The organism is Streptomyces sp. NBC_01478 (genome assembly GCF_036227225.1).
Classification (GTDB): domain Bacteria; phylum Actinomycetota; class Actinomycetes; order Streptomycetales; family Streptomycetaceae; genus Streptomyces.
On sequence record NZ_CP109444.1, the window covers coordinates 2397967 to 2420359 of the forward strand.

Here is a 22393-nt window from a genome sequence, read left to right on the forward strand (position 1 = left end):
GATGCCCAGGGTGCGACCGACGGACGGCTGCTTCGCGCACCACGGCAACTCCCGTCCGCGGCACAGCGGTTCGACCCAGACTGCCGACGGGCGACGGCCCGGCGGCGAATCAACGGGGGCACGGTTTGTGGGGGGACGTGATGGACTTCGGCACGCAGGGCCCCGAGGCCCCGGCCGACCTCGCGTGGCTGCGAGGCGTGGACGCCTACACGATGGGCGCTTATCCGCAGGCGGAGGAGGAGTTCCGCACCGCGGTACGGATGGATCCCGGGATGGCCGACGGCTGGCTCGGACTGCACGCGCTGCGCGTCGAGACGACGACCGCGCTGCTGCGGATGTACCGGCACCGGGAACGCTTCGGGGAACAGCGCACCAGGCACCGCCGTACGCTCAACTCCTGGTACTGGCTGGGCTGGTGGGTCCAGCCCGTGCTGGAGAGCCCGCGTGATCTGCTGCTCGCGCACGCCTCGCACTGGCTGGACGGCCGCCATGTCCCCGAGCTGGACCGGGCGTTGGCCGGACTGCCGCCCGTGGACACCGACCACCAGGTCCGCTTCCTGCACGCGTGCCGCGCCTATCTGGTCAAGGACTGGGAGCAGTTGGTCCGGCACACGGACCCGCTGATCAACGACCAACTCCTGGGCATCGAGGCCGGGTTGTTCGGCGGGATGGCCCGGGTGCGGCTGGAGATGTACGGCCAGGCCGAACCGCTGCTGTCCTCCGCGCTGATGCGCTGTCGCAGCGAACAGCCCCAGCGCAAGGAGTTGCGGTACTGGCTGGCGCGGGCCCACGAGGGCACCGGGCGCAGTGCCGCCGCGCTGCCCCTGTACCGGGCGGTGCACCGCGTCGACCCCGCGTTCATGGACACCTCGGCGCGGCTCGCGGCGATCACCGACTCCGACGGGTACGACGGGTCCGAGGACGTGACCGATCTCGCGGCGATCACGCTCTCCGGCGGGCAGGACGCGCTGGAGGGGCCGGACGGGCTCGATCCGCTGTTCGGTGCGGAGGGGCGCGATCTGAAGCTGTCGGAGCCCGGGCTTCCGCCGACCGGGCCGCTGCCCTCCGCGGCCGACCCGGTGCGCGAGAAGACCTCGAATCCGGTCCTGCCGCTGCCCACCGGGCCCACCGACCCCGTGCTGCTGGAGGAGGCGCTCAACGAACTGGAGCGCATGGTGGGGCTGGAGCCCGTGAAGCGCCAAGTCAAGGCGCTGTCCGCCCAGTTGAACATGGCTCGGCTGCGGGCCGGGCAGGGGCTGCCGGTCCAGCCGCCGAAACGGCACTTCGTCTTCTCCGGGCCCTCGGGTACCGGCAAGACCACCGTGGCGCGCATTCTGGGACGGGTCTTCTACGCCCTCGGGCTGCTCGGCGGTGACCATCTCGTCGAGGCGCAGCGGGCCGATCTGGTCGGTGAGTATCTCGGCCAGACGGCCGTGAAGGCCAACGAGTTGATCGACTCCGCGATCGGCGGTGTCCTGTTCGTGGACGAGGCGTACTCGCTCTCCAACTCCGGTTACGGGAAGGGGGACGCGTACGGCGACGAGGCGTTGCAGGTGCTGTTGAAGCGGGCCGAGGACAATCGCGATCACCTCGTGGTGATCCTGGCCGGCTATCCGGAGGGCATGGACCGGCTGCTGGCCGCCAACCCCGGGCTGTCGTCCCGGTTCACGACCCGCGTCGACTTTCCCTCGTACCGGCCGCTTGAACTCACGTCCATCGGTGAGGTGTTGGCGGCGGAGAACGGTGACGTGTGGGACGAGGAGGCGTTGGACGAGCTGCGGTCCATCGCCGGGCATGTGGTCGATCAGGGGTGGATCGACGAGCTGGGGAACGGACGGTTCCTGCGGACGCTGTACGAGAAGAGCTGTGCGTATCGGGATCTGCGGTTGTCGGTGTATCCCGGGATGTTGTCCCGGGACGACCTGTCGACGTTGCGGTTGCCGGATCTGATGCAGGCGTATGGAGAGGTGTTGTCGGGGCGGGGCCCTGCCGGGGGCTGAGCGGTACGCACTGGGTCGGGGGGATCTGTTGATTCGCGGCTGCGGGTGCGTTGTGGCTGGTCGCGCCCCGCGGCGGAGCCGCACATAGACACAGCCCCGCGCCCCTTGGGTGGGCACGGGGGACTGCGTCGATCAAGTACCGTCAGCTCGGGACCGTTTCCTTCAGTTCTGCTGTTCTCGGCTGTGCCGGTACCTCTCGGTGGGCCGGGTCCGTTACCTCGCCCACCAGCAGCTCCAGGACGTCCTCCAAAGCCACCAGACCGAGCACCTTGCCGGATGCGTCCGCGACCTGGGCCAGGTGGGTCGCGGCGCGGCGCATGACCGTGAGGGCGTCGTCCAGGGGGAGTTCGGCGCGGAGGGTCGTCATGGGGCGCCAGATCTGTTGCGGGACCGCCCGCTCGGACTCCTCGAGGTCGAGTACGTCCTTGACGTGGAGATAGCCCATGAAGGCACCGGTCTCCGCCGCGATCGGGAAGCGGGAGTAGCCGGTGCGGGCGGTGAGGGCGACGATCTCGCCCGGGGTGACCGAGGGGCTGACCGTGACCAGGTTCTCGCGGCGCAGGAGGACGTCGGTGACCGGGCGGGAGCCCAACTCCAGGGCGTCCTCCAGGCGTTCCTGTTCCTCGGGGCCGAGGAGACCGGCCTGACCGGAGTCCTCCACCAGGCGGTTGAGCTGTTCGCTGGTGAAGACGGCCTCGACCTCGTCCTTGGGCTCGACGTGGAAGAGCCGCAGGATGCCCTGGGCCACGGCGCCGAGAGCCACGGTGATCGGCTTGCAGACCCGGGCGAAGGCGACCAGGCCGGGGCTGAGCCACATCGCGGCCTTCTCCGGCGCGGCCATCGCGAGGTTCTTCGGGACCATCTCGCCGATGACCAGGTGGAAGAAGACGACCGCGGCGAGCGCGAGGACGTAGCCGAGGGGGTGGATCATGCCCTCGGGCACGTGCATCCACTCGAAGACCGGCTCCAGCACATGCGCGACCGTCGGCTCGGCCACCGCGCCCAGGGTCAACGAGCAGACGGTGATGCCGAATTGGGCCGCGGCCATCATCTGCGGGAGCCGCTCGAGGCCGTAGAGGACCTGGCGTGCGCGGGCCGTGCCGAGGGGTTCGATCTGGCTGCGGCGGACGGAGACGAGGGCGAACTCGGCGCCGACGAAGAAGCCGTTGGCGAGCACCAGCAGGACGGCGAAGAGGAGTTGGAGGACGGTCATCGGGCCGCCTCCACGGCGTTGACGGCGGGAGCCGTGCGGACCAGGCGGACTCGCTCGGCGCGGTAGTGGCCGACCTGGCGCACCGAGAGCCGCCAGCCGGGGAGTTCGGCCTTGTCACCGGGGGCGGGGATGCGGCCGAGGAGGTCGGCGACCAGTCCGGCGACGGTCTCGTACGGTCCCTCGGGCACGTCGAGGCCTATGCGCTGGAGGATGTCGACGCGGCAACTGCCGTCCGCGTCCCAGGCCGGCTTGCCGTCCTCCGGTGGCGCTGCGGCGAGTTCGGGTACGTCCTGGCCGTCGTGCTCGTCGCGGACCTCGCCGACGAGTTCCTCGACGATGTCCTCCAGGGTGACCACACCGGCCGTACCGCCGTACTCGTCGACGACGACGGCGATCGGCTGCTCGCTGCGCAGTCGGGCGAGGAGGGGCTGGACGGGCAGGGTCTCGGGGACCAGCAGCGGGGACTTGGCGATGCTGGTGACGGGGGTGCGCAGCCGGTCGTGCGCGGGCACGGCCAGGGCGTCCTTGAGGTGGACCATGCCGACGATCTCGTCGATCTTCTCGCGGTAGACGGGGAAGCGGGACAGACCGGTGGCGCGGGTCAGGTTGACCACGTCCTCGGCGGTCGCCGACGACTGGAGGGCGCTGACCTTCACGCGCGGGGTCATGACGTGCTGTGCGGTCAGCTCGCCCAGCGACAGCGTCCGTACGAAGAGGTCGGCGGTGTCCTGCTCCAGCGTGCCGGCCTGCGCCGAGTGCCGGGCCAGGGAGACGAGTTCACCGGGGGTGCGGGCGGAGGCCAGCTCCTCGGTGGGCTCGACGCCGAGGGCGCGGACGAGCCGGTTGGCGACGGTGTTCAGGGCGGAGATCACCGGGCGGAACAGCTTCGCGAAGGCGTGCTGCGGCGCGGCGACGAAGCGTGCGACCTGCAAGGGCCGCGACACCGCCCAGTTCTTGGGCACGAGCTCGCCGATCACCATCTGCACGGCGGAGGCGAGCAGCATGCCGACGACCACGGCGACGCCGGAGACGGCACCCTCGGGGATGCCGATCGCGCTGAACGGGCCGTGCAGCAGTTCCGCCAGGGCCGGTTCGGCGAGCATGCCGACGACCAGGGAGGTGATGGTGATGCCGAGCTGGGTGCCGGAGAGCTGGAAGGACAGCTCCTTGAGCGACTCGACGACCGTGGCGGCCCGTCGGTCACCCTCGGCGGCGGCCTTCTCGGCCTCGGGACGCTCCACGGTGACGAGCCCGAACTCGGCGGCCACGAAGAAGCCGTTGGCGAGAATCAGCAGGATCGCCGCTCCGAGGAGCAACAAGGGGATGGTCATGCCGCCGCCTCGATATGTCGGGAGGGGGCGGCGCAGGTACTACAGGACGATCCGTCCATCGCTGGAGGGAGTCACTCCTCGGGTCGCAGGGGGCCTCGGAAGACAGGGGGGAACACCGGTGGCGGAGGCGTGAGGAAAAACGCCACCGACAACAGATTAATCAAGACATGGCCATCTACGGCAGATCCCTTGTCGAGTGGGCCTCGGTGAGCGCCCGCAGAGTGCGTGCGTCGGCGATGGCCCGCTCCTTGGCGATGCCGGGCTGGATGCCGAGCACGGGCAGGCTGGTGCCGTCGTTGAGGTTGAGAAACACCCAGGGGTCGCCGGGGCGAAGGTTCACCTGGAGGATCTCGGCCCACTCCAGATGGCGCCTGCTGGCGATGTTCACGACGGTGACACCGGTCTCGTCGGCGACGACCTTCACGCGCGCGAGCAGGGCCAGCACGGCGAAGAGGAGGGCACCGGTGAAGACGAAGCTGAGCTTCTCCCCCGGGCCGAGCTGCTCCAGGAGCAGCGCGACGGTCGTGATGACGACGAAGATCGCGACGCCCGCGGTGAGCAGCACGGCACGGGTGCGGCCCGGCCGGAACGTGACCGGCAGAGCGGGGAGTTCGGACATGGTCGGCGTGGTCCTCGACGTGTTTCTCGGTGTGTTGCTCGGCGTGTTTCTCAGAGCCGGCAGGCGTGGATGGCCGTCGTCAGGATGGCCCGGGCGCCGATGTCGTACAGGTCGTCCATGATCCGCTGCGCTTCCTTGGCGGGGACCATCGCGCGGACGGCGACCCAGCCCTCGTTGTGCAGCGGGGAGACGGTCGGGGACTCCAGGCCGGGGGTGAGCGCGACGGCCTTCTCCAGCTGCTCGACCCGGCAGTCGTAGTCCATCATCACGTAGGTCCGGGCGACCAGGACGCCCTGGAGGCGGCGCAGGAACTGCTGGACCTTGGGCTCCGCGGTGTCGTCGGCCTCGGCGCCCCTGCGGCGGATGACGACGGCCTCGGACTTCATGATGGGGTCGCCGAAGACCTCGAGGCCCGCGTTGCGCAGGCTGGTGCCGGTCTCGACGACGTCCGCGATGACCTCGGCGACGCCCAGTTCGATGGCCGTTTCCACGGCGCCGTCCAGGTGGACCACGGAGGCGTCGATGCCGTTGTCGGCGAGGTGGCCGGCGACGATGCCCTCGTACGAGGTGGCGACCGTCTTGCCCTTGAGGTCCGCCATGCTGCTCGCCGCGCCGGGCTTGGAGGCGAAGCGGAACGTGGAGCGGGCGAAGCCCAGCGGGAGGATCTCCTCGGCGGAGGCCGCGGAGTCGATGAGCAGGTCGCGGCCGGTGATGCCGATGTCGAGGCGGCCGGAGGAGACGTAGATCGCGATGTCGCGGGGGCGGAGGTAGAAGAACTCGACCTCGTTGACCGGGTCGACGATCCGCAGTTCCTTGGACTCCCGCCGCTGCTGGTAGCCGGCCTCATGCAGCATGTCCGCCGCAGGTCCTGACAGGGAACCCTTGTTGGGGACGGCGATGCGCAGCATGAGGTCGGCTTCCTTCGCGTGAAAAGGGGTGATCTGTCGCAAACGGTGCTGAAAGGGTTTTACAGGTGGGCGTAGACGTCGTCCAGCGAGATTCCGCGGGCGACCATCATCACCTGGACGTGGTAGAGGAGTTGAGAGATCTCCTCGGCGGCCGCTTCCTTGCCCTCGTACTCGGCGGCCATCCAGACTTCGGCGGCCTCTTCCACGACCTTCTTGCCGATGGCATGGACGCCTTTGCCGACCAGTTCTGCGGTGCGGGAAGTGGCGGGGTCGCCGGTGGCGGCCTTCTGCTGGAGCTCGGTGAAGAGCTCCTCGAACGTCTTATTGGACATGATGCTCCCCACCCTATGGCAAACAATCCTGGGCTTAACGCCACGGTTCAGATACTGAGCGGAGGGTGGCCGCCGTCGCCACGGCCGCCGTCACCGCCTCGTGTCCCTTGTCCTCGTTCGAGCCCTCCAGGCCCGCCCGGTCGAGGGCCTGTTCCTCGGTGTCGCAGGTCAGGACGCCCATGCCGACGGGGACGCCGGTCTCGACCGAGACTTGAGTGAGGCCCTGGACGACGCCCTGGCACACGTACTCGAAGTGCGGGGTGCCGCCCCGGATGACGACACCGAGGGCGACGATCGCGTCGTAGCCCCGGCCCGCCAGCACCTTTGCCACGACCGGGAGTTCCCAACTGCCGGGGACCCGGAGCAGGGTCGGCTCGTCGATCCCCAGGTCGTGCAGGGCGCGCAGGGCGCCGTCCACCAGACCGTCCATCACCTTTTCGTGCCACTGTGCCGCGATGACGGCGACCCGCAGGTCTCCGACGTTGCGTACGGACAGTTCGGGTGCGCCCTTGCCGCTCACGTTCTCTTGTCTCCTCAGGAGTGCGATCGCTCGATTACTGGTTGCCGCAGGTGGACACGGGGGCCGTGTCCAGCCAGGGCAGGTCGTGGCCCATGCGGTCCCGCTTGGTGCGCAGGTAGCGGAGGTTGTGCTCGCCCGCCTGTACGGGCATCGGCTCCCGGCCGGTGACCTTGAGGCCGTGCCGGACGAGTGCGTCGGTCTTGTCGGGGTTGTTGGTCATCAGGCGCAAGCTGTGGACGCCGAGGTCCTCCAGGATCTGCGCGCCGGCGCCGTAGTCCCGGGCGTCGGCGGGCAGGCCGAGTTCGAGGTTGGCGTCGAGGGTGTCCCGGCCGCGCTCCTGGAGTTCGTACGCCCGGAGCTTGGAGAGCAGGCCGATGCCGCGCCCCTCGTGGCCGCGCAGGTAGACCACCACTCCCCTGCCCTCCTCCTGGATGCGTTCCAGGGAGGCCTCCAACTGGGGGCCGCAGTCGCAGCGCAGGGAGTGGAAGACGTCGCCGGTGAGGCATTCGGAGTGGACGCGGACCAGGACGTCCTCGCCGGCGCCGATCTCGCCGTGGACGAGGGCGACGTGCTCGACGCCGTCGACGGTGGAGCGGTAGCCGTAGGCGGTGAACTTGCCGTGGCGGGTGGGGAGTTGGACCTCGGCCTCGCGGCGGACGGTGGGTTCGGCGGTCTGCCGGTAGGCGATCAGGTCCTCGATGGAGATGATCGTCAGGCCGTGCTTGCGGGCGAAGGGGATCAGTTCGGGGAGGCGGAGCATACGGCCGTCCTCGCCCGCGATCTCGACGATCGCGCCGGCCGGGCGCAGGCCCGCGAGGCGGGCGAGGTCGACGGCGGCCTCGGTGTGGCCGTTGCGGACCAGCACGCCGCCGGAGCGGGCGCGGAGCGGGAAGATGTGGCCGGGGCGGACCAGGTCGTCGGGCTGGGCGTTGCCGCTCGCGAGGACCTGAAGCGTGGTCGCCCGGTCGGAGGCCGAGATACCGGTGGTCACACCGTGAACGGCGGAGGCGTCCACGGAGACTGTGAACGCGGTTTTCATGGACTCGGTGTTGTCCTCGACCATCTGCGGGAGCCGGAGCCGGTCCAGCTCGTCGCCCTCCATCGGGGCGCAGATGAGGCCGCGGCACTCGCTCATCATGAAGGCGATGATCTCGGGGGTGGCCTTCTCGGCGGCGATGACGAGGTCGCCCTCGTTCTCGCGGTCCTCGTCGTCGACGACCACGACCGGGCGGCCGGCCGCGATGTCCGCGATGGCCTGCTCGACCGGGTCGAGGGAGAAGTCCTCGAAACCATCGGTGCTGTACAGGATCGGCGGGATAGAAGGGGTGACGCGAAGCGTCTCGTTTAGGGCGGTGGTGGGTGACGGGCGGGCTGTCATGCCGGCGCTCCTTCCAGGACGGGCTGCGGGGCCTTGCGGGAGCGCAGCCACCAGTCGCGCATGCCCCACAGGACGAGTGCGCCGTAGATGACGTAGACGAAGCCGGAGAACGCGAAGCCGTTGGCGAAGTTCAGGGGGACGCCGACCAGGTCGACGAGGAGCCAGGCGAACCAGAACTCGACCATGCCGCGGGCCTGGGCGTACATGGCGACGATCGTGCCGACGAAGATGTAGGCGTCGGGCCACGGGTCCCAGGACAGGGACGGGTAGGCCTTGAAGAGGGCGGCGACCGCGACCGTTCCCACGGCGCCGGAGCCGGCCAGGATCGCGCGCTCGCGCCAGGTGGCGAAGCGGGGGGTGATGTGGCCGTCGGCGGAGCCGCCCCTGCCGCGGTTCCACTGCCACCAGCCGTAGACCGCGACGACCATGACGACGATCTGCTTGCCGGCGCTGCCGGAGAGGTGGGCGGTCGCGAAGGCGGCGAAGAGGATCACGCCGGAGACGAACTGGGTGGGCCAGCTCCAGATGGACCGCCGCCAGCCGAAGGCCAGAGCGATCAGGCCGACGACGTTGCCGATCATGTCCGACCACTTGATGTGCTGGCCGAACAGGACGAAGGCCTCGGAGTTGAGCCAGTTCACGGGGTCACCTCGCGTGAGCCCATGAGCCGCTCGACGTACTTGGCGATGACGTCGACCTCGAGGTTGACCGGGTCGCCGGGCTGCTTGAGGCCGAGGGTGGTCAGGTCGAGGGTGGTGGGGATGAGGCTGACCGTGAAGTAGTCCGGGCCCGCGTCGACGACGGTGAGGCTGATGCCGTCGACGGTGATGGAGCCCTTCTCGACCACGTAGCGCGTGAGGTCGGCGGGGAGCGAGATCTTCACGAGCTCCCAGTTCTCGGACGGCTTGCGCTCCAACACCGCGCCGGTGCCGTCGACATGGCCCTGCACGATGTGACCGCCGAGGCGGGCGCCGAGGGCCATCGGGCGTTCGAGGTTGACCCGGGAGCCTACGGCGAGGACGCCGAGGCTGGAGCGGTTCAGGGTCTCGGCCATGACGTCGGCGGTGAACTCGTCACCCTCGTGCTCGACGACGGTGAGACAGACGCCGTTCACGGCGATGGAGTCGCCGTGCTTCGCGCCCTCGGTGACGATCGGGCCGCGCAGACGAAAGCGGGAGGCGTCGTCGAGACTCTCGACGGCGGTGACCTCACCCAGCTCTTCGACGATTCCGGTGAACACTTCCCGGGTCCTCCTGCCTCATAGGGCACGGACTCCGGGGCCTGTCGAAGACGACAGAATGAAGCGAACGGAAGCACCTTGAGCGACGCCGGACAGAACCCGCCCACGCAGGACGAGCCGATACGGCGGCGCGCACGAATGCCCGCCCGCCGCGCACTGCCTCCCATCCGGACTTTAACCGTCGGTCCAGGAATTCCACCTGGTCAACCGGCCGCTGAACAACACGGACGGGTCGCGGACTGTAACCGCCGGTTCGGACTTTCACCGACCCCGGAGTGCGCTGCTTCTGGTACACGGCCAGTGTGCCACGCCCGGCAAGGGTCCATCCAGGTGAAGGGTGTGGGCTGGCTCACAGACAGTGTCGCTGGACTTCTCAAGCGGCCCCTACCTGCTGGATCATATGGTCTAGTCCTTTTTTGGATCTCCGGAGGGGACACCCCTGGACCGGTCCGGCGGTGGTGACGACGGCCCTTGCCCACCGCCGGGCCACTCAGCGCGCGGCCCCACGACGGTCCGCGGCCCGGCCTCTGACAGGCTGGGCGCATGACGATCGCCGACGAGTTCGAGGCGCATCGGCCGCGACTGTTCGGCCTCGCCTATCGCCTGCTCGGCTCCGCCGCCGAGGCGGAGGACACGGTCCAGGACGCGTATCTGCGGTTCGACGCGGCCGAGCGGACCGGGATCGAGCATCCCAAGGCCTGGCTGGCGAAGGTCGTCACCAACCTCGCCCTCACCCGGCTCACCTCGGCCAGGGTCCGCCGCGAGCGGTACGTCGGCACCTGGCTGCCGGAGCCCGTGATCACCGCGGACGGCACCCTCGGCCCCTTCGAGTCGGCCGAGCAGCGGGACGCCGTCTCCATGGCGATGCTGGTCCTGCTGGAGCGCCTCACCCCGGCCGAGCGCGCGGTGTACGTGCTTCGGGAGGCGTTCGCCTACGGCCACCGCGAGATCGCCGGCGTCCTGGACCTCACCGAGGCCAACTCCCGCCAGTTGTACCGGCGAGCGGTCCAACGGGTGGGCGAATCGGGCTCCCGCTTCGACGCCCGGCCCGAACACCGGGAGGAGCTCGTCGCGTCGTTCATCACCGCGGCCCGCGAGGGCGACCTGACCACCCTGGAGAAGATCCTCGCCGCCGACGCGACCTGGTCGGCCGACGGCGGCGGCAGGGCCAACGCGTCCCCCCGCCCGATCGAGGGCCGCGAGAAGGTCGTACGGCTGCTGGCAGGCATCGGTGAGCGGTGGACGACGGGGCTGGAGTTCACCCCCGCCGAGATCAACGGCACGAGCGGGCTGACGGCTTGGGCCGGGGACGAGCTGGTCGGTGTGCTGTCGTTCGAGGTGCGGGGCGGGTTGATCGGGGAGGTTCGGATTGTGGTGAACCCGGAGAAGCTGGGGTTTGTTCGGGGGCAGTTGGCGACGGGTTAGGCGGAGCCCGCCAAGAAGCGGACGGTGCGCGGGAGTTGATGGCCTCGCCGGGTGATCCGTCGGCTAGCCGAACAGGTCGTTCTGCGCGCCGTCCTGTGCGGTCAGGAGTGCCCCGCGCAGGACGGCCGCGCCGCCGAGAGCGCTCGGGCGCACCTCTGCGGGCAGGGGGGACATACGGACGATCCGCTCGGCGACCCGTACGGCGAGTTCGTCACCGCCGGCCTGCCCGACCTCGCCGCCGAGCACCACGCAGCCGGGGTCCAGCAGCGCGACGACGGAGGCGACACCGAGGGCGAGACGGTCGGCGAGGGTGTCCAGGAAGCGGGCTGCGGAGGCGTTGTCGGGGGTGAATCGGGCGTCGGTGGGCGCGGGATCGGGCCTGCCGGTTCCGGTGTCGCCCGTTGCCCCGTCCACTCCGATCCCTCCAGCCAATGCATCCCCTGCTCGCCCGGCCCGCTCGGCCCGGCACCCGCCGGGCTCCGCGCAGGCAGCGGCATCGGCATCCGCCTTGACGACAGCATCCGCGTCGCTACCGCCACTGACCCCGGCACCAGCAGAGGCATCCCCGACGGTACCGGCATCGCCACCGTCATCCACGCCTCCCGTACGCACCCCCGCAACCGCCCACCGAACAACCTCCGCCGCACCACCCCACTCCCCCGCAGCGGCACCCTCTCCCCCCAACACCCCACAGTCCCGGGCCAGTTCAAGCACCGCCCCCGCCCCCGCCAGCGAGTGAAAGCCCCCCTCGCAGTCCATCGCCGAAGGCAACCCCCGCGTCCCCGGTACCGGAAGGAAGCCGATCTCGCCCGCGCCCCCCGACGCACCCCGGCGCACCGCCCCGTCCAGGACCACCGCCGCGCCGATGCCCATGCCCAGCCAGAGCAGGACGAACGTGTCGCGGTCGTGGGCCGCGCCGTCGCGTTGTTCGGCGAGGGCGGCGAGGTTGGTCTCGTTCTCCACGACGATGCGGGCGTCGGGGAGGCGTTCGTGGAGAGCGGCGACCAGGCGGCGGTGCCAGGCGGGCAGGCCGGTGGTGTTGCGGAGTTCGCCGGTGGTCGGGTCGATGAGGCCGGGGGCACCGATGGCAACGGTGTGGAGGTGCTCCGCGCCGGCCTCCTTCGCGGCGCGTTCCACGAGCGCGACGGCCTGTTCGACCGCAGGCCCCGTGCCCGAGTCGCCGTCGATCGGCACGGACGCCTCGGCCAGCACCCGGCCCACCAGGTCGGAGACGAGCACGGAGACGCCCTCCGTGCGGACGTCCAGCGCGGCGAGATACGCGCGGTCGGCGACGATGCCGTACAACCGGGCGTTCGGGCCGCGCCGTTGCTCCCCGGACTCACCGACCATCTCGATCAGCCCGGAGGCCGTGAGGCGTTCGACGAGGTCGGCGACGGTCGGCCGGGACAGTCCGGTGCGCTGCTTCAACTGCCCTGCCGTCAGCGGGCCTTCCTGCTGCAGCAGCCGCAGGGCGAGCCGGTCGTTGATGGCCCGGGCGGTGCTCGGGGATGCGGGCATGCCGGGAATCCTCCCAGATCGAGGGGGTGTGACGGGCGACCGGTAACTCTCTATCTATCAGGCAGGGTTCCTGATAGTTTACGCGACGCAAGCGGGGACGGGACCACGCGAGCGGGGACTTGAACAGCGGGGAACAGCGGGAGGGGCCGGACAATGGGCGAAGTGGTCTACGACCGACACGAGGTGAAGCGCGCCCGGTACGCCGTGGCGGCCGTCTTCGCCGTGCACGGCGCGGTCACCGGCTCGTTCGCGACTCGCGTGCCGTGGATCCAGGACCATGCGCACGTCGCCGCCGGCTGGCTCGGATTCGCCCTCGCTTTCGGGGCGTTCGGCGCCTCCTGCTCGATGCCGCTGGCCGGCTGGATCACCCACCGCTTCGGCAGCCGTACGGCCCTGCGCGGACTGATCGCCATGTGGACGATGTCCCTGGTCCTGCCGTCCCTCGCGCCGAACCTGATCACCCTGTGCCTGGCGATGTTCACGTACGGCGCGAGCGCGGGCATGGCCGACGTCGCCATGAACGCGCTCGGCGTCGAGATCGAGCAACTGCTCGACAAGTCGATCATGTCGGGGCTGCACGGCATGTGGAGCGCGGGCGCCCTGATCGGTTCGGCGGGCGGCACGCTTGCCGCACACCTCGGCTCGGACGCGCGCGTGCACCACGTCATCGCGGCCGTGATCCTCACCGTGCTCGGCGTGACCGCCTGCCACTGGGTGCTCGACGTTCCCCCGGGCGTGGCGGAGGAGGCGCCGCCGCGGTTCACGCTGCCGCCGAAGTCCGCGCTGCTCATCGGCGCGGTGGGCTTCTGCGCGGTATTCGCGGAGGGGGCGAGCCTGGACTGGTCGGCGGTGTTCCTGAAGGACCAGTTGGGCACCTCGGCCGGGCTCGCGGCGGCCTCGACCACCGGCTTCATGCTGACGATGGCGGTGGCCCGGATGGTGGGCGACGGGGTCGTCAACCGCTTCGGTTCGGTGCGTACGGTCCGTGCGGGCGGGGTGCTGTCCGTGTTCGGCGGGCTGCTGATCGTCCTCGCGGAGAACCCCGCGCTGACGATGGCCGGCTTCGCGCTGCTCGGTCTGGGCATCGCCGTGGTCGTCCCGCTGTGCTTCGCGGCGGCGGGCCGCAGCGGCCCCAACCCGAGCCAGGCCATCGCGGGCGTGGCGACGATCACCTACACCTCGGGGCTGGTCGCGCCGAGCCTGATCGGCGGGGTGGCGCAGGCGACGAGCCTGGTCGTGTCGTTCTGCCTGGTCACAGCGTTGGCGGGCGGGCTGGTGATCTTCGCGGGCGTGCTGCGTGCCGGGGACCGGGACCGTCCGAAGGTCAGTCCGCCGAGCGCAGCAGTGTCCGGCCCACGGCCCTGAACCCGTCGCTCCAGGACGCGGGGCGCAGCGTCTCCGCGTCCAGCCGGACGAGGACTCGGGTGCCGGTGGCGAACGTCGTCGCCCCCTCCGCCGAGCAGAAGCGGAAGCCGTACGTCAGGCCCGTGGTGCCGAGCCGGTCCAGCCAGAGGTGGACCGCGTACGCACCCGGTCTGGTGACCGGCGCCTCGTAGCTGATCAGCAGTTCCTTCACCACGTTGCAGGCGTCACCGGCGCTCGCCCAGTCGCCGTCGAAGCGGACCCCGTGCTCCTGCCACAGCTCGGTCCAGGCCCGTTCCACCAGGAGCGGGTAGCGGGCGTTGTGCAGCATGCCGAGCGCGTCGAGATCGTCGAAGTGGACGGTGACCGGTATGAGCCGGCCGTGGGACAGGGCGGTGGCGGGCGGGGATGCGACGGTCACGGCGGGGCTCCCGAGCGGTGCTGAGTGGGGCGGTGGAGGCTGTGGGGACCGCTCCATTCTAAGCGACCGCTCAGGAGCCCCTGTCGGGAAGGCCCTGCTCAAGCAGGCCTGTACGGGGGGTCAACCGGTGATCGAGTCCAACTGCTCGGCCGCCGGCCGCAGCGCCCAGAGGTCACCGCCGGGCGGCGCCTCCAGCTTCGGTACGGCGGCCTTCGCGCGCGCGTCGCCCGCGTCGGCCGCCGCGTGGACGATGTCGCTCGCCGCGTACCGGTAGAACTCCAGCTCCGGATGCGCCCACGCGGCGGCACCGGTCGCGGCGGGCAGCAGATAGTCCACCGCCTGCAACAGGCCCTGCCCGTCCGGGCCTTGATAGGTCCACAGGTTCACGCCGACATGCCGGCCGATGGCGGCGAGCCGGGTGTACGCGACCAGGTCGAAGGTCGAGTAGTGCCAACTCCGGGTCCGCGCAAGCTCCTGCGGCTGGCTGCCGTCGCCCGCGATCTGTGGGTCGATGCGCTTGGCGCGGGCGTCCAGCACGGTCCGCTTCGCCAGCGCCGTGTCGCCGGTCGCGTAGGCGAGGGCGGCCAACTCCATGTCGTAGAAGGTGCCGTGGTTGTTGGCGGCGGCGCCCTCCTCCCTGCCGAAGGCGCTGTTCTTCAGCCAGCCGAGGAAGTCGGAGTTCCAGCGGGCCATCGCCGTGCCGTCGGTCTTCGTCCAGCCGGGGGCGCCGGCGTTGAGGATCGCGATGGCGTCGACGACGCTGGTGTACGACTGGGAGAAGTCGATGATGCCGATGGCGCGGCCGTCGTACTTGCAGGGGATGAACTGGGCGTGGTTCAGGTTGGGGTTCATCCTCGTGGCCGGGTCGAGGAACCAGGTGCGCAGGACCTGGTCGGCCTTCCGCGCGTAGCACCCGTCGCCGCTGTAGTACCAGGCGAGCGCGAGGTCGTACGTCGAGTCGAAGACCTTCTCCACCTCCTGGCGGTCGGTTCCGGTGTCGACCTCGGGGTTGCGCCGGCCGTCGCGCTGGACATACGGGCAGCCCCAGGGGTTGTCGGCGGTCGGGGTGGTCGTGGGCCACCAGTACGGGGCCTGGCTCAGATAGTCGTGAACATCGCCGCCGGGCGCCGGTTTTGGCTTGTCCACGACCGTCCAGGGGCCCTGGTTCAGCCAGTTGTCGGCGCGGGCCGTCAAGTTCCGCAGGGCTCGGTGGAGTTGGGGGTCACCGCGGTCCAGACGGAGCTTGGTCTGCTGGAGGCGGGTGCCGTCGAGGACGGCGGTCTTCGGGACGGCGGGCGCCGAGCGCGCGGCGGCCGAGGGGACGAACACGGCGGTCAGGGTGGCCACGGCCGCGAGAAGGACGCCGAGGCGGGGTCTGGCACTCATCCACCAACTCCAATCATGTATATGAACAACGTTCATGAATGGAACCGTGTGAGCGTAAGACCAGGCAGCGGCCGTGACAATGGTCCGGACCGGATTCACATACGGAGATGTCGTTCAGCGAGCCAATTCGTAGGCGTACGACGCCGTGAACGTGCCGGCCGCGCCCCTGCAACCGTCCGACTCCCCCGGCAACTTGACCCACAGATAGCCGTCGATCCGCGCCTCCCCGGTGTCCAGGGTCGGCGCCCGGCCGATCTTCCGGCCCGCCGGGTCGCACCACTGGCCGTCGGCCGGGGCGCCGTTGCCGTTACGGCTGGTGTCGATGACGGCGCCGAGGCCCGCGGGGCCGCCGAGGGCGTCGAGGACCTGGCGGTCGTAGGCGATCTCGGCCGAATCGGCGTGGAAATTGGAGACGTTGCTGAAGATCCCGTCGGAGGAGGCGGCGGAGGCCGCACCCGCCTGCTTGAGGAGGGACGCCTGTTGGGCGGCCGGGTTCCAGTCGGAGTGGCCCGCGTCGTAGTACACGCGGGCCTTCGGGTCGGCGGCCTTCAGGACGCGGCCCGCGCGGGCCAACGCCTCGAAGCGGTCGGCGCGTTGGCTCTCGGAGAGGCAGTCGGCCTGGGCTATGGAATCCGGTTCCAGGATCACGACCACCTCCCTGGAGCCCAGTCCCGCCGCGAAGCCGTCGATCCAGCCGTCGTACGCGTCGAAGTCCGCCGCCCCGCCCTCGGAGGCCCCGCCGCAGTCCCGTTCCGGGATCGCGTACGGCACGACGACCGGGACCCTGCCCTGCGCGGCGGCCCCCGAAGTGACCGCGCGCACCCGGGAGGTGATCGTCGACGGCGTGAAGTCCGCGAACCACACCGCCTCCGGCCGGTCGGCGATCCGGGACTCGATGACCTCCGTGCGGGGGTCGTCGGGGTGGGCGCGGACCCAGTCGAGGACCTGGGACTCCGGGTGGCGGTAGAGGCGGGGGGAGACGGTGGCGGTCCCTCGCGGCTTCCGCGCGGTGCCGGTCGTCGGGGTCTTCTTCGGGCGGGGGGACGAACTCGCCTTCGCGGACGGGGAGTTCGACGCCGAGGGCACGTCGGGCAGTGGCACCAGCAGTGTCGCGCCGCTCGCGTCGGGCCGGGCCCGGTCCGTGCCGTGCCCGTCGTCCAGTGCTCTGATCATCCCGGTCACCGTGCCGACCGCGACCACGACCGACGCGGCCACGATCAGCACGCCCCGCCGGGTGATCCCACTCCGCCGTCGGCCCCGCGAACCCGACACCCTGCCCCCTCGCGCCGCGCCCGTTCCCCCGTTCTGGGGAAGTGTCGGGCCCGGCACCACCTCGGCCAGCCTAGGACTGGGACGCTGCCCCCATGGGGCAATTGGCACACTTCACCACACCCGTGGACAAGGTCGTCTCCCGGCTGCGCGCGCTCGACGAGGAACTGCCCGCGCGGGACGGGGTCGCGGTGTTCAACCGCGTCTACCTCGCCGTCACGGAGGCGGTCGACCGGAGCGTCGACGCCGGGCGGTTCGCCGACGCGCGGGCCGCGATCACGCTGGACGTACGGTTCGCGGAGCGGTACCTGGCGGCCGTGGACACGGCCGCCGACGGGCGCCGCCCGCCCGCCTGTTGGCGCCCGCTGTTCCAGCTCCGCCGCCATCCGGGCGTACGACCACTGCAGTTCGCTTTGTCGGGCATCAACGCGCACATCGGCCACGATCTCGCGCTCGCCGTCGTGGACGCCTGTCGTACGCTCGACTGCGAACCCGCCGAGCTGGAGGACGAGTTCGACCGCGTGGGCGATCTGCTGGTCTCGCTGGAGGAGCGCGTCCGCGAGGAGCTGATGCCGGGGCCCGACCTGTTCCAGATCGCCGATCCGCTCACGCATCTGCTCGGCTCGTGGAGTCTGGAGCGCGCCCGGGAGGCCACCTGGACGGCGGCGCGGGCCCTGTGGGCGCTGCGCGGACTGCCCGATGTGGCCGCGGAGTTCACCGAGCGACTGGACGCGGCGGTCGGACTCGCGGGCCGCATGATGCTCACGCCGCTGCCGGACTGATCCAGCCATACCGGGAGACAGGGCCCGCCGTGGGGCGCCCCGAGGGTTACGTTGACGGCTGAAATGCCTGATGCGAAGGAGTATGAGCATGGCCACCAAGTTGGGTCTCACTCTTCCCCAGACACGGCAGTACGACATCGGCAAGGACGTCCCGGACGTGGCCCGCGCGGCCGAGGAGATCGGCTACGAAAGCCTGTGGGTGTTCGAACGCGCCCTCTTCCCGGAGCCCGCGACGCAGGGGCTCTACGGCATGGAGGGCGTCCCGTGGCCCGACGAGTACCGCTCGGTCGCCGAGCCCCTGGTGACGCTGGCGCTGGCCGTGTCGGCCACCCGGCGGGCCCGGCTCGGCACCAGTGTCCTGGTGGCTCCCCTGCACGGACCGTTCCAACTGGCCCGGACGCTCGGCACGTTGGACGCGGCGAGCGGCGGCCGGGTGGTGGCCGGGCTCGGCACCGGCTGGTCGCTCGACGAGTACGCGGCGGCGGGGATCGCCCCGTTCGAGGACCGGGGCAAGTCCCTGGACGAGGTTCTCGCCGTGTGCCGTGCGGTGTGGGGCCCGGATCCGGTGGTGTACGAGGGCGGGCTGAGCACCGTCAACTCGTCGGTGGTCGGCCCGAAGCCCGCCCGGCCGATCCCCGTGCTGCTGCCCGCGATGAGCAAGAAGGCGCGGACCCGTCTCGTCGACCACGCCGACGGCTGGCAGCCGGTGGCCATGGGTGTCGAGCAACTCGCCGCCGAGTGGCGGGCGTTGCGCGAACTGGCCGCCGAGCGGGGCCGCACCGAGCCCATCCAGTCGGTGGCCCGGATCAACCTGCGGTACACGCCCAAGGCGTACGAGGGCGCGGAACGCCCGCCGTTCCACGGCAACTTCGACCAGATCGTGACCGATCTCGTGGCGCATGTCGAGGTCGGTCTCGACGAGTACTTCTTCGAGTTCGGCGGCGGCCCGCGGGATGCCGAGGAACTCAAGGACCTCGCCGCCGAGCTGTACACGGCGGCCCGCGCGGCCGGGGTCTGAACTCCCGTCAGTCCTCCGGCAGTTCGACCGGCTCGATCGTGTCGTAGACGTCCCCGGGACCGGGGTTGGTCGGGTCGGTCGTGCCGCCGAGCTGGTGCATGACGCCCCAGACCGCGTTCAGCGCGGTCTGGACGGCGCCCTCGGCCCAGCCGGCCGTCCAGGAGATGTCGTCGCCCGCGAGGAACACGCCCCGCTTGTCCGCGGGCAGCCGGTCCTGCATGAAGTGGGTGAACAGGCGCCGCTGGTAGCGGTAGTGGCCGGGCAGGTTGGCCTTGAACGCGCCCATGAAGTACGGCTCGTTCTCCCAGGAGACGGTCACCGGGTTGCCGATGACGTGCTTCCTGATGTCGACCTTCGGATAGATCTCGCCGAGCGACTTCAGCATGACCTCCATCCGCTCGTTCGCGGACAGCGGCAGCCACTTGAGGCTGTCGTCGCACCAGGTGTACGAGAGACAGATGACGGCGGGCTTGTCCGGGCCGTCGTCGAGGAGGTAAGTCCCGCGCGTCATACGGTCGGTGAGGGTCATCGACATGACGTCCCGGCCGGTCTCCTCGTCCTTGTCCAGCCAGAACGGCCGGTCGACGGGCACGAAGAGCTTGCTGGACTCCATGTAGTGGGTGCGCTCGATCGCCGTCCAGTGGTCGATCGGGAAGAGCGAGTCGTCGCAGGCGATCTTGGAGAGCAGCATCCAGGACTGGGCGGTGAAGATCGCCGCCCGGTAGGTGCGGATGTCGCCGGCCGCGTCCGTCACCGTGATCCCGTTGCCGGCCGTGCGGTGCAGCCGGGTCACGGCGGGGCGGGGTTCGCCGTTCACGTGCAGGGATGCCAGCGAGGTGCCGTAGGGCCAGTGGACGATCTTCTGCGGCTCGCGGTCCCAGAGGCGGAGCGGGAGTTGCTGGGAGCCGCCGACGATGCCGCGGTGGTGGTCGTCGGCCTCGGTGTAGACGACGCGCAGGATCTCGAGGATCGAGTTCGGGAAGTCGGTGTCCCAGCCGCCCGTTCCGAAGCCGACCTGGCCGAAGATCTCGCGGTGGCGGAAGGACTTGAAGGACTCGGAGTCGCAGAGGAAGCCGTAGAAGGTCTGGTTGTCGAGTTTCTCGACGAGCTTCGACCAGATCGCGCGGATGCGCGGGACGTCGCGTTCGCGCATGGCGCGGTTCATGTCGGAGAAGTCGGCGCCCTCTTCGAGGCAGGCGTTCCAGGCGTGCATCACATCGCGGTAGACCTGCGGGAGGTCGTCGACGGTGGTCGCGTAGTGCGACTCGCCCTTGAGATCGACGACCGTCGAAGGGGTCGCCTCCGCAAGGGGGTTGGGGAACGGGCGGGTCTCAAGTCCGACCAGGTCGATGTAGTGCTGGAGGGCGGTGGAGGAGGGCGGGAAGCGCATCGCGCCCATCTCGGCGGTCAGCGACGGGTCGCAGCCGTCGAAGCCGACGGTGCGCAGGCGGCCGCCGATCCGGTCGGCCTCGTAGACGACGGGCTTGAGGCCCATCTTCATCAGCTCGTAGGCGGCCACGATGCCGGACAACCCGCCGCCGATCACCGCGACTTCGGTGCCGTGTTCGGTCGCGGGTATCTGGCCGAGGCCCGCCGGGTGGGCGAGGAAGTCGTCGTACGCGTACGGGAAGTCCGGCCCGAACATCGTGATCGGCGGCTGCCGCTCGTCGGCGTGCTGGACGGCGTTGGGCACCGTGGACGTCATGGGGTAGGGACTCCTAGCGGAACAAGTACAGAACAAGTACAGGAAGTGCAGGGGGGATTCAGGCGAGGGACCCGTAGAGGCCGGGGCGACGGTCCGTCAGATACGGGTTCGCGGCACGGGAGTCGGCGAGGAGCTCGGGGTCGATGTCCGTGAGGAGGAGTTCCTCGCCGCGGCCGGCCCGGGTACGGGCGACGCCGTCGGGACCGGCGAGCGTGGAGAGGCCGTAGAAGTCGAACTCCCCTTCCTGGCCGATGCGGTTGATGTACGCCACGTACATCTGGTTCTCCCAGGCCCGCACCGGGACCAGGGACTCGGCGACGAACTGGAACGGGTGCATGTTCGCCGTCGGGACGATCAGCAGGTCGGTGCCGGCGAGCGCGTGGGCGCGGACGGGCTCCGGGAACTCGACGTCGTAGCAGATCATCAGGCCGACCCGGAGGCCGTTCAACTCGGCCTGGACGACCGGCTGTTCGCCGGGTGTGAAGTGGGCGCGCTCGAAGTCGCCGAAGAGGTGGGTCTTACGGTAGTTGGCGAGGCGGGTGCCGTCGGCGGAGATCAGTTGGGCCGAGTTGTACACGGTGTCGCCGGCGCGCTCCGGGTAGCCGTAGGCGATGGCCAGGCCGTGGCGGGTGGCGATCTCGGCGACGGCGTCGGCGGAGTCGCCGTCGGCGGGCTCGGCGAGGAGGCCGATGCCGTCGCCGATCGCGTACCCGGTGAGGAACATCTCCGGCGCGGCGAGCAGCCCGGCGCCGCCGGCCGCGGCCCGGCCCGCGGCCTCGTCGAGGACCTTGAGGTTCTCGACGATCGAGCCGGGCCGGCCGGAGCTCTGGAGCAGGGCGGTGCGCATGCGTGGTCCTCACCGGTACGAAAAGGCGGAAAAGATGGGAGAGGCACCTATCAAGGGGCCCTCTAGACGGTACGGCCGAGGGGCCGGGCCGGACAAGAAGGAGCCGTTGCGCGCCGGTGAGCGTTTTGTTGCGTGCGGGTGCGGTGGGGCGGCGATTCGTTGCGTGCCTGGCCGGTGTCGGCCGCTTCCCGTGCCGCGGACCGGTTGTCAGACCCCGGGCGTATGTTTCCGCCCATGAATTCCGACCTGATCAGCCGGCTCGCACCGTTCCGCGCGGAAGCACTGCGGCGCGGGATACCGCTCCAGGACGTCGAGCGGTGGATCGCCACCGCCCGTCCGGCCGGGACCCTCGTCACCGGCGGGGACGGGCCGGTGGTCGGCAGGTTCGGCGGGCCACTGATGCTGCCCGCCGACGCCCCCGACCCCTGGTCCCCGTTACTCGCGACGCTCGACTGCGCGGCCCTGCCCGAGGAGACGACAGGCCTTGCGCTGCCGGCCGACGGTCGGCTGCTGCTCTTCGGCTTCCCCGAGATGACGTACTACGGCGGTAGCGCCGGAGAGGTCGTGTACATCCCCGAGGGGACACCCGTCGAGGAGCGAAGGACGAAGTACGAAAGCGTCTACGACGACGCGACGCTCGCGATCCACGAGCAGTTCCCGCAGGAGGAGCTGCGGCTGGCGCCCGATGTCTCCCTGCCGTCCCACTTCCTGGCCCCGTCCCCGGAGACCGGCGAGGAGACCGTCACGCTCCCCGGCCATCCCCATGCCTGGGAGCTGGCCGAGGCGTGGGAGGAGACGTACGGCGACATCGTCGTCGACGGACCGCTGCACATCGGCGGGTACGCCTCCCACGAGTGCACGGAGACGGACCCCGTCACGGACGCGGCGGAGGACGCGGAACAGTCGCGACGGCACCGGGCCGAGGCGGCGGCCGGGTCCGTGGACGCCACGGAACTGCCCACCCCGGAGGAGTGGACCCTGCTCGCCCAGTGGGACATCGGTCTCAATGGGCGGGAGGGTTCCACCCTGCACTGGGTGATCCCGCGGCAGGACCTGGCCGAGCGCCGCTTCGACCGGGCGCACGTGTCGTTCTTCTGGAACCCCTGACGGGTCCTGGCG

21 protein-coding genes and 1 riboswitch are annotated in these 22393 nt (G+C 70.5%); of the genes, 6 read left to right on the plus strand and 15 right to left on the minus strand.

Going from position 1 to position 22393, the window contains the following annotated elements; all coding sequences use genetic code 11:
• Nucleotides 1-140 precede the first annotated feature (140 nt).
• A complete protein-coding gene (locus OG223_RS10695) occupies nt 141-2000 on the plus strand; it encodes an AAA family ATPase (protein WP_329245750.1) in 1860 nt (619 codons plus the stop codon).
• A gap of 142 nt (nt 2001-2142) precedes the next feature.
• Here OG223_RS10695 and OG223_RS10700 read toward each other — a convergent pair whose 3' ends face one another.
• The 9 genes from OG223_RS10700 to OG223_RS10740 all read right to left on the minus strand — a co-directional run bounded on the left by OG223_RS10700 (nt 2143) and on the right by OG223_RS10740 (nt 9541).
• A complete protein-coding gene (locus tag OG223_RS10700; protein WP_329245753.1) occupies nt 2143-3213 on the minus strand; it encodes a hemolysin family protein in 1071 nt (356 codons plus the stop codon).
• A complete protein-coding gene (locus OG223_RS10705) occupies nt 3210-4544 on the minus strand; it encodes a hemolysin family protein (protein WP_329245756.1) in 1335 nt (444 codons plus the stop codon). Before OG223_RS10705 ends, OG223_RS10700 begins: the two co-directional genes overlap by 4 nt.
• Before the next feature lie 175 nt (nt 4545-4719).
• Entirely contained in the window at nt 4720-5163 is a 444-nt protein-coding gene (locus OG223_RS10710; protein ID WP_329245759.1) for a PH domain-containing protein, read from the minus strand.
• A 50-nt stretch (nt 5164-5213) separates the two neighbouring features.
• A complete protein-coding gene (gene hisG / locus OG223_RS10715; protein WP_329245762.1) occupies nt 5214-6071 on the minus strand; it encodes an ATP phosphoribosyltransferase in 858 nt (285 codons plus the stop codon).
• Nucleotides 6072-6130: 59 nt separating this feature from the next.
• A complete protein-coding gene (locus OG223_RS10720; RefSeq protein WP_018534786.1) occupies nt 6131-6403 on the minus strand; it encodes a phosphoribosyl-ATP diphosphatase in 273 nt (90 codons plus the stop codon).
• Nucleotides 6404-6437: 34 nt separating this feature from the next.
• Nucleotides 6438-6923: a 6,7-dimethyl-8-ribityllumazine synthase gene (ribH, locus tag OG223_RS10725; RefSeq protein ID WP_019059681.1), complete on the minus strand. Its 486-nt coding sequence runs from the start codon at nt 6921-6923 to the stop codon at nt 6438-6440.
• A gap of 34 nt (nt 6924-6957) precedes the next feature.
• Nucleotides 6958-8301 carry a bifunctional 3,4-dihydroxy-2-butanone-4-phosphate synthase/GTP cyclohydrolase II gene (locus OG223_RS10730; RefSeq protein WP_329245767.1) on the minus strand — a complete coding sequence of 448 codons (1344 nt, stop codon included), beginning with the start codon at nt 8299-8301 and terminating at the stop codon, nt 6958-6960.
• Nucleotides 8298-8942 carry a nicotinamide mononucleotide transporter family protein gene (locus tag OG223_RS10735; protein WP_329245770.1) on the minus strand — a complete coding sequence of 215 codons (645 nt, stop codon included), beginning with the start codon at nt 8940-8942 and terminating at the stop codon, nt 8298-8300. The genes OG223_RS10730 and OG223_RS10735 overlap by 4 nt, the downstream gene beginning before the upstream one ends.
• Nucleotides 8939-9541, minus strand: coding sequence for a riboflavin synthase (locus OG223_RS10740; RefSeq protein WP_200683822.1), 603 nt, complete (start codon nt 9539-9541; stop codon nt 8939-8941). The genes OG223_RS10735 and OG223_RS10740 overlap by 4 nt, the downstream gene beginning before the upstream one ends.
• A 149-nt stretch (nt 9542-9690) precedes the next feature.
• A riboswitch (FMN riboswitch) is annotated at nt 9691-9824 on the minus strand.
• 260 nt (nt 9825-10084) lie between these two features.
• Here OG223_RS10740 and OG223_RS10745 point away from each other — a divergent pair.
• Nucleotides 10085-10966: an RNA polymerase sigma-70 factor gene (locus OG223_RS10745; protein WP_329245777.1), complete on the plus strand. Its 882-nt coding sequence runs from the start codon at nt 10085-10087 to the stop codon at nt 10964-10966.
• A gap of 63 nt (nt 10967-11029) precedes the next feature.
• Here OG223_RS10745 and OG223_RS10750 read toward each other — a convergent pair whose 3' ends face one another.
• Nucleotides 11030-12484 (minus strand): ROK family transcriptional regulator, encoded by a 1455-nt coding sequence (locus OG223_RS10750; RefSeq protein WP_329245779.1) that lies wholly within the window; start codon nt 12482-12484, stop codon nt 11030-11032.
• 153 nt (nt 12485-12637) lie between these two features.
• Between OG223_RS10750 and OG223_RS10755 the strand changes: the two genes are divergently transcribed.
• Entirely contained in the window at nt 12638-13849 is a 1212-nt protein-coding gene (locus OG223_RS10755) for an MFS transporter (RefSeq protein ID WP_329245781.1), read from the plus strand.
• Here OG223_RS10755 and OG223_RS10760 read toward each other — a convergent pair.
• The 3 genes from OG223_RS10760 to OG223_RS10770 form a co-directional block, all read right to left on the minus strand.
• Entirely contained in the window at nt 13809-14267 is a 459-nt protein-coding gene (locus OG223_RS10760) for an acyl-CoA thioesterase (RefSeq protein ID WP_329245784.1), read from the minus strand. The two genes, OG223_RS10755 and OG223_RS10760, sit on opposite strands and share 41 nt — an antisense overlap.
• Nucleotides 14268-14387: 120 nt before the next feature.
• The gene (locus tag OG223_RS10765) at nt 14388-15653 is read right to left on the minus strand and encodes an alginate lyase family protein (RefSeq protein WP_329245786.1); all 1266 of its coding nucleotides are present in this window, start codon (nt 15651-15653) and stop codon (nt 14388-14390) included.
• Between the two features lie 114 nt (nt 15654-15767).
• On the minus strand, nt 15768-16877 hold the full coding sequence (locus tag OG223_RS10770) for a glycoside hydrolase family 6 protein (protein WP_329245788.1): 1110 nt from the start codon (nt 16875-16877) through the stop codon (nt 15768-15770).
• 140 nt (nt 16878-17017) lie between these two features.
• On the opposite strand from OG223_RS10770, the gene OG223_RS10775 reads away from it, so the two are divergent.
• Together OG223_RS10775 and OG223_RS10780 are read left to right on the plus strand one after the other, a co-directional pair.
• Nucleotides 17018-17704, plus strand: a complete 687-nt coding sequence (locus tag OG223_RS10775; protein WP_329245790.1) for a DUF5995 family protein — start codon at nt 17018-17020, stop codon at nt 17702-17704.
• Nucleotides 17705-17792: 88 nt separating this feature from the next.
• Complete coding sequence (locus OG223_RS10780) at nt 17793-18722, plus strand: LLM class F420-dependent oxidoreductase (protein WP_329245793.1); 930 nt, start codon at nt 17793-17795, stop codon at nt 18720-18722.
• A 7-nt stretch (nt 18723-18729) separates the two neighbouring features.
• On the opposite strand, the gene OG223_RS10785 is transcribed toward OG223_RS10780, so the two are convergent.
• Both OG223_RS10785 and OG223_RS10790 read right to left on the minus strand, forming a co-directional pair.
• Nucleotides 18730-20427, minus strand: coding sequence for a flavin monoamine oxidase family protein (locus OG223_RS10785; RefSeq protein ID WP_329245796.1), 1698 nt, complete (start codon nt 20425-20427; stop codon nt 18730-18732).
• Between the two features lie 58 nt (nt 20428-20485).
• Nucleotides 20486-21274 (minus strand): carbon-nitrogen hydrolase family protein, encoded by a 789-nt coding sequence (locus tag OG223_RS10790; RefSeq protein ID WP_329245798.1) that lies wholly within the window; start codon nt 21272-21274, stop codon nt 20486-20488.
• Nucleotides 21275-21508: 234 nt separating this feature from the next.
• Here OG223_RS10790 and OG223_RS10795 point away from each other — a divergent pair, with 234 nt between their 5' ends.
• Nucleotides 21509-22381, plus strand: a complete 873-nt coding sequence (locus tag OG223_RS10795; RefSeq protein WP_329245801.1) for a DUF1963 domain-containing protein — start codon at nt 21509-21511, stop codon at nt 22379-22381.
• The last annotated feature ends 12 nt before the right edge of the window (nt 22382-22393 follow it).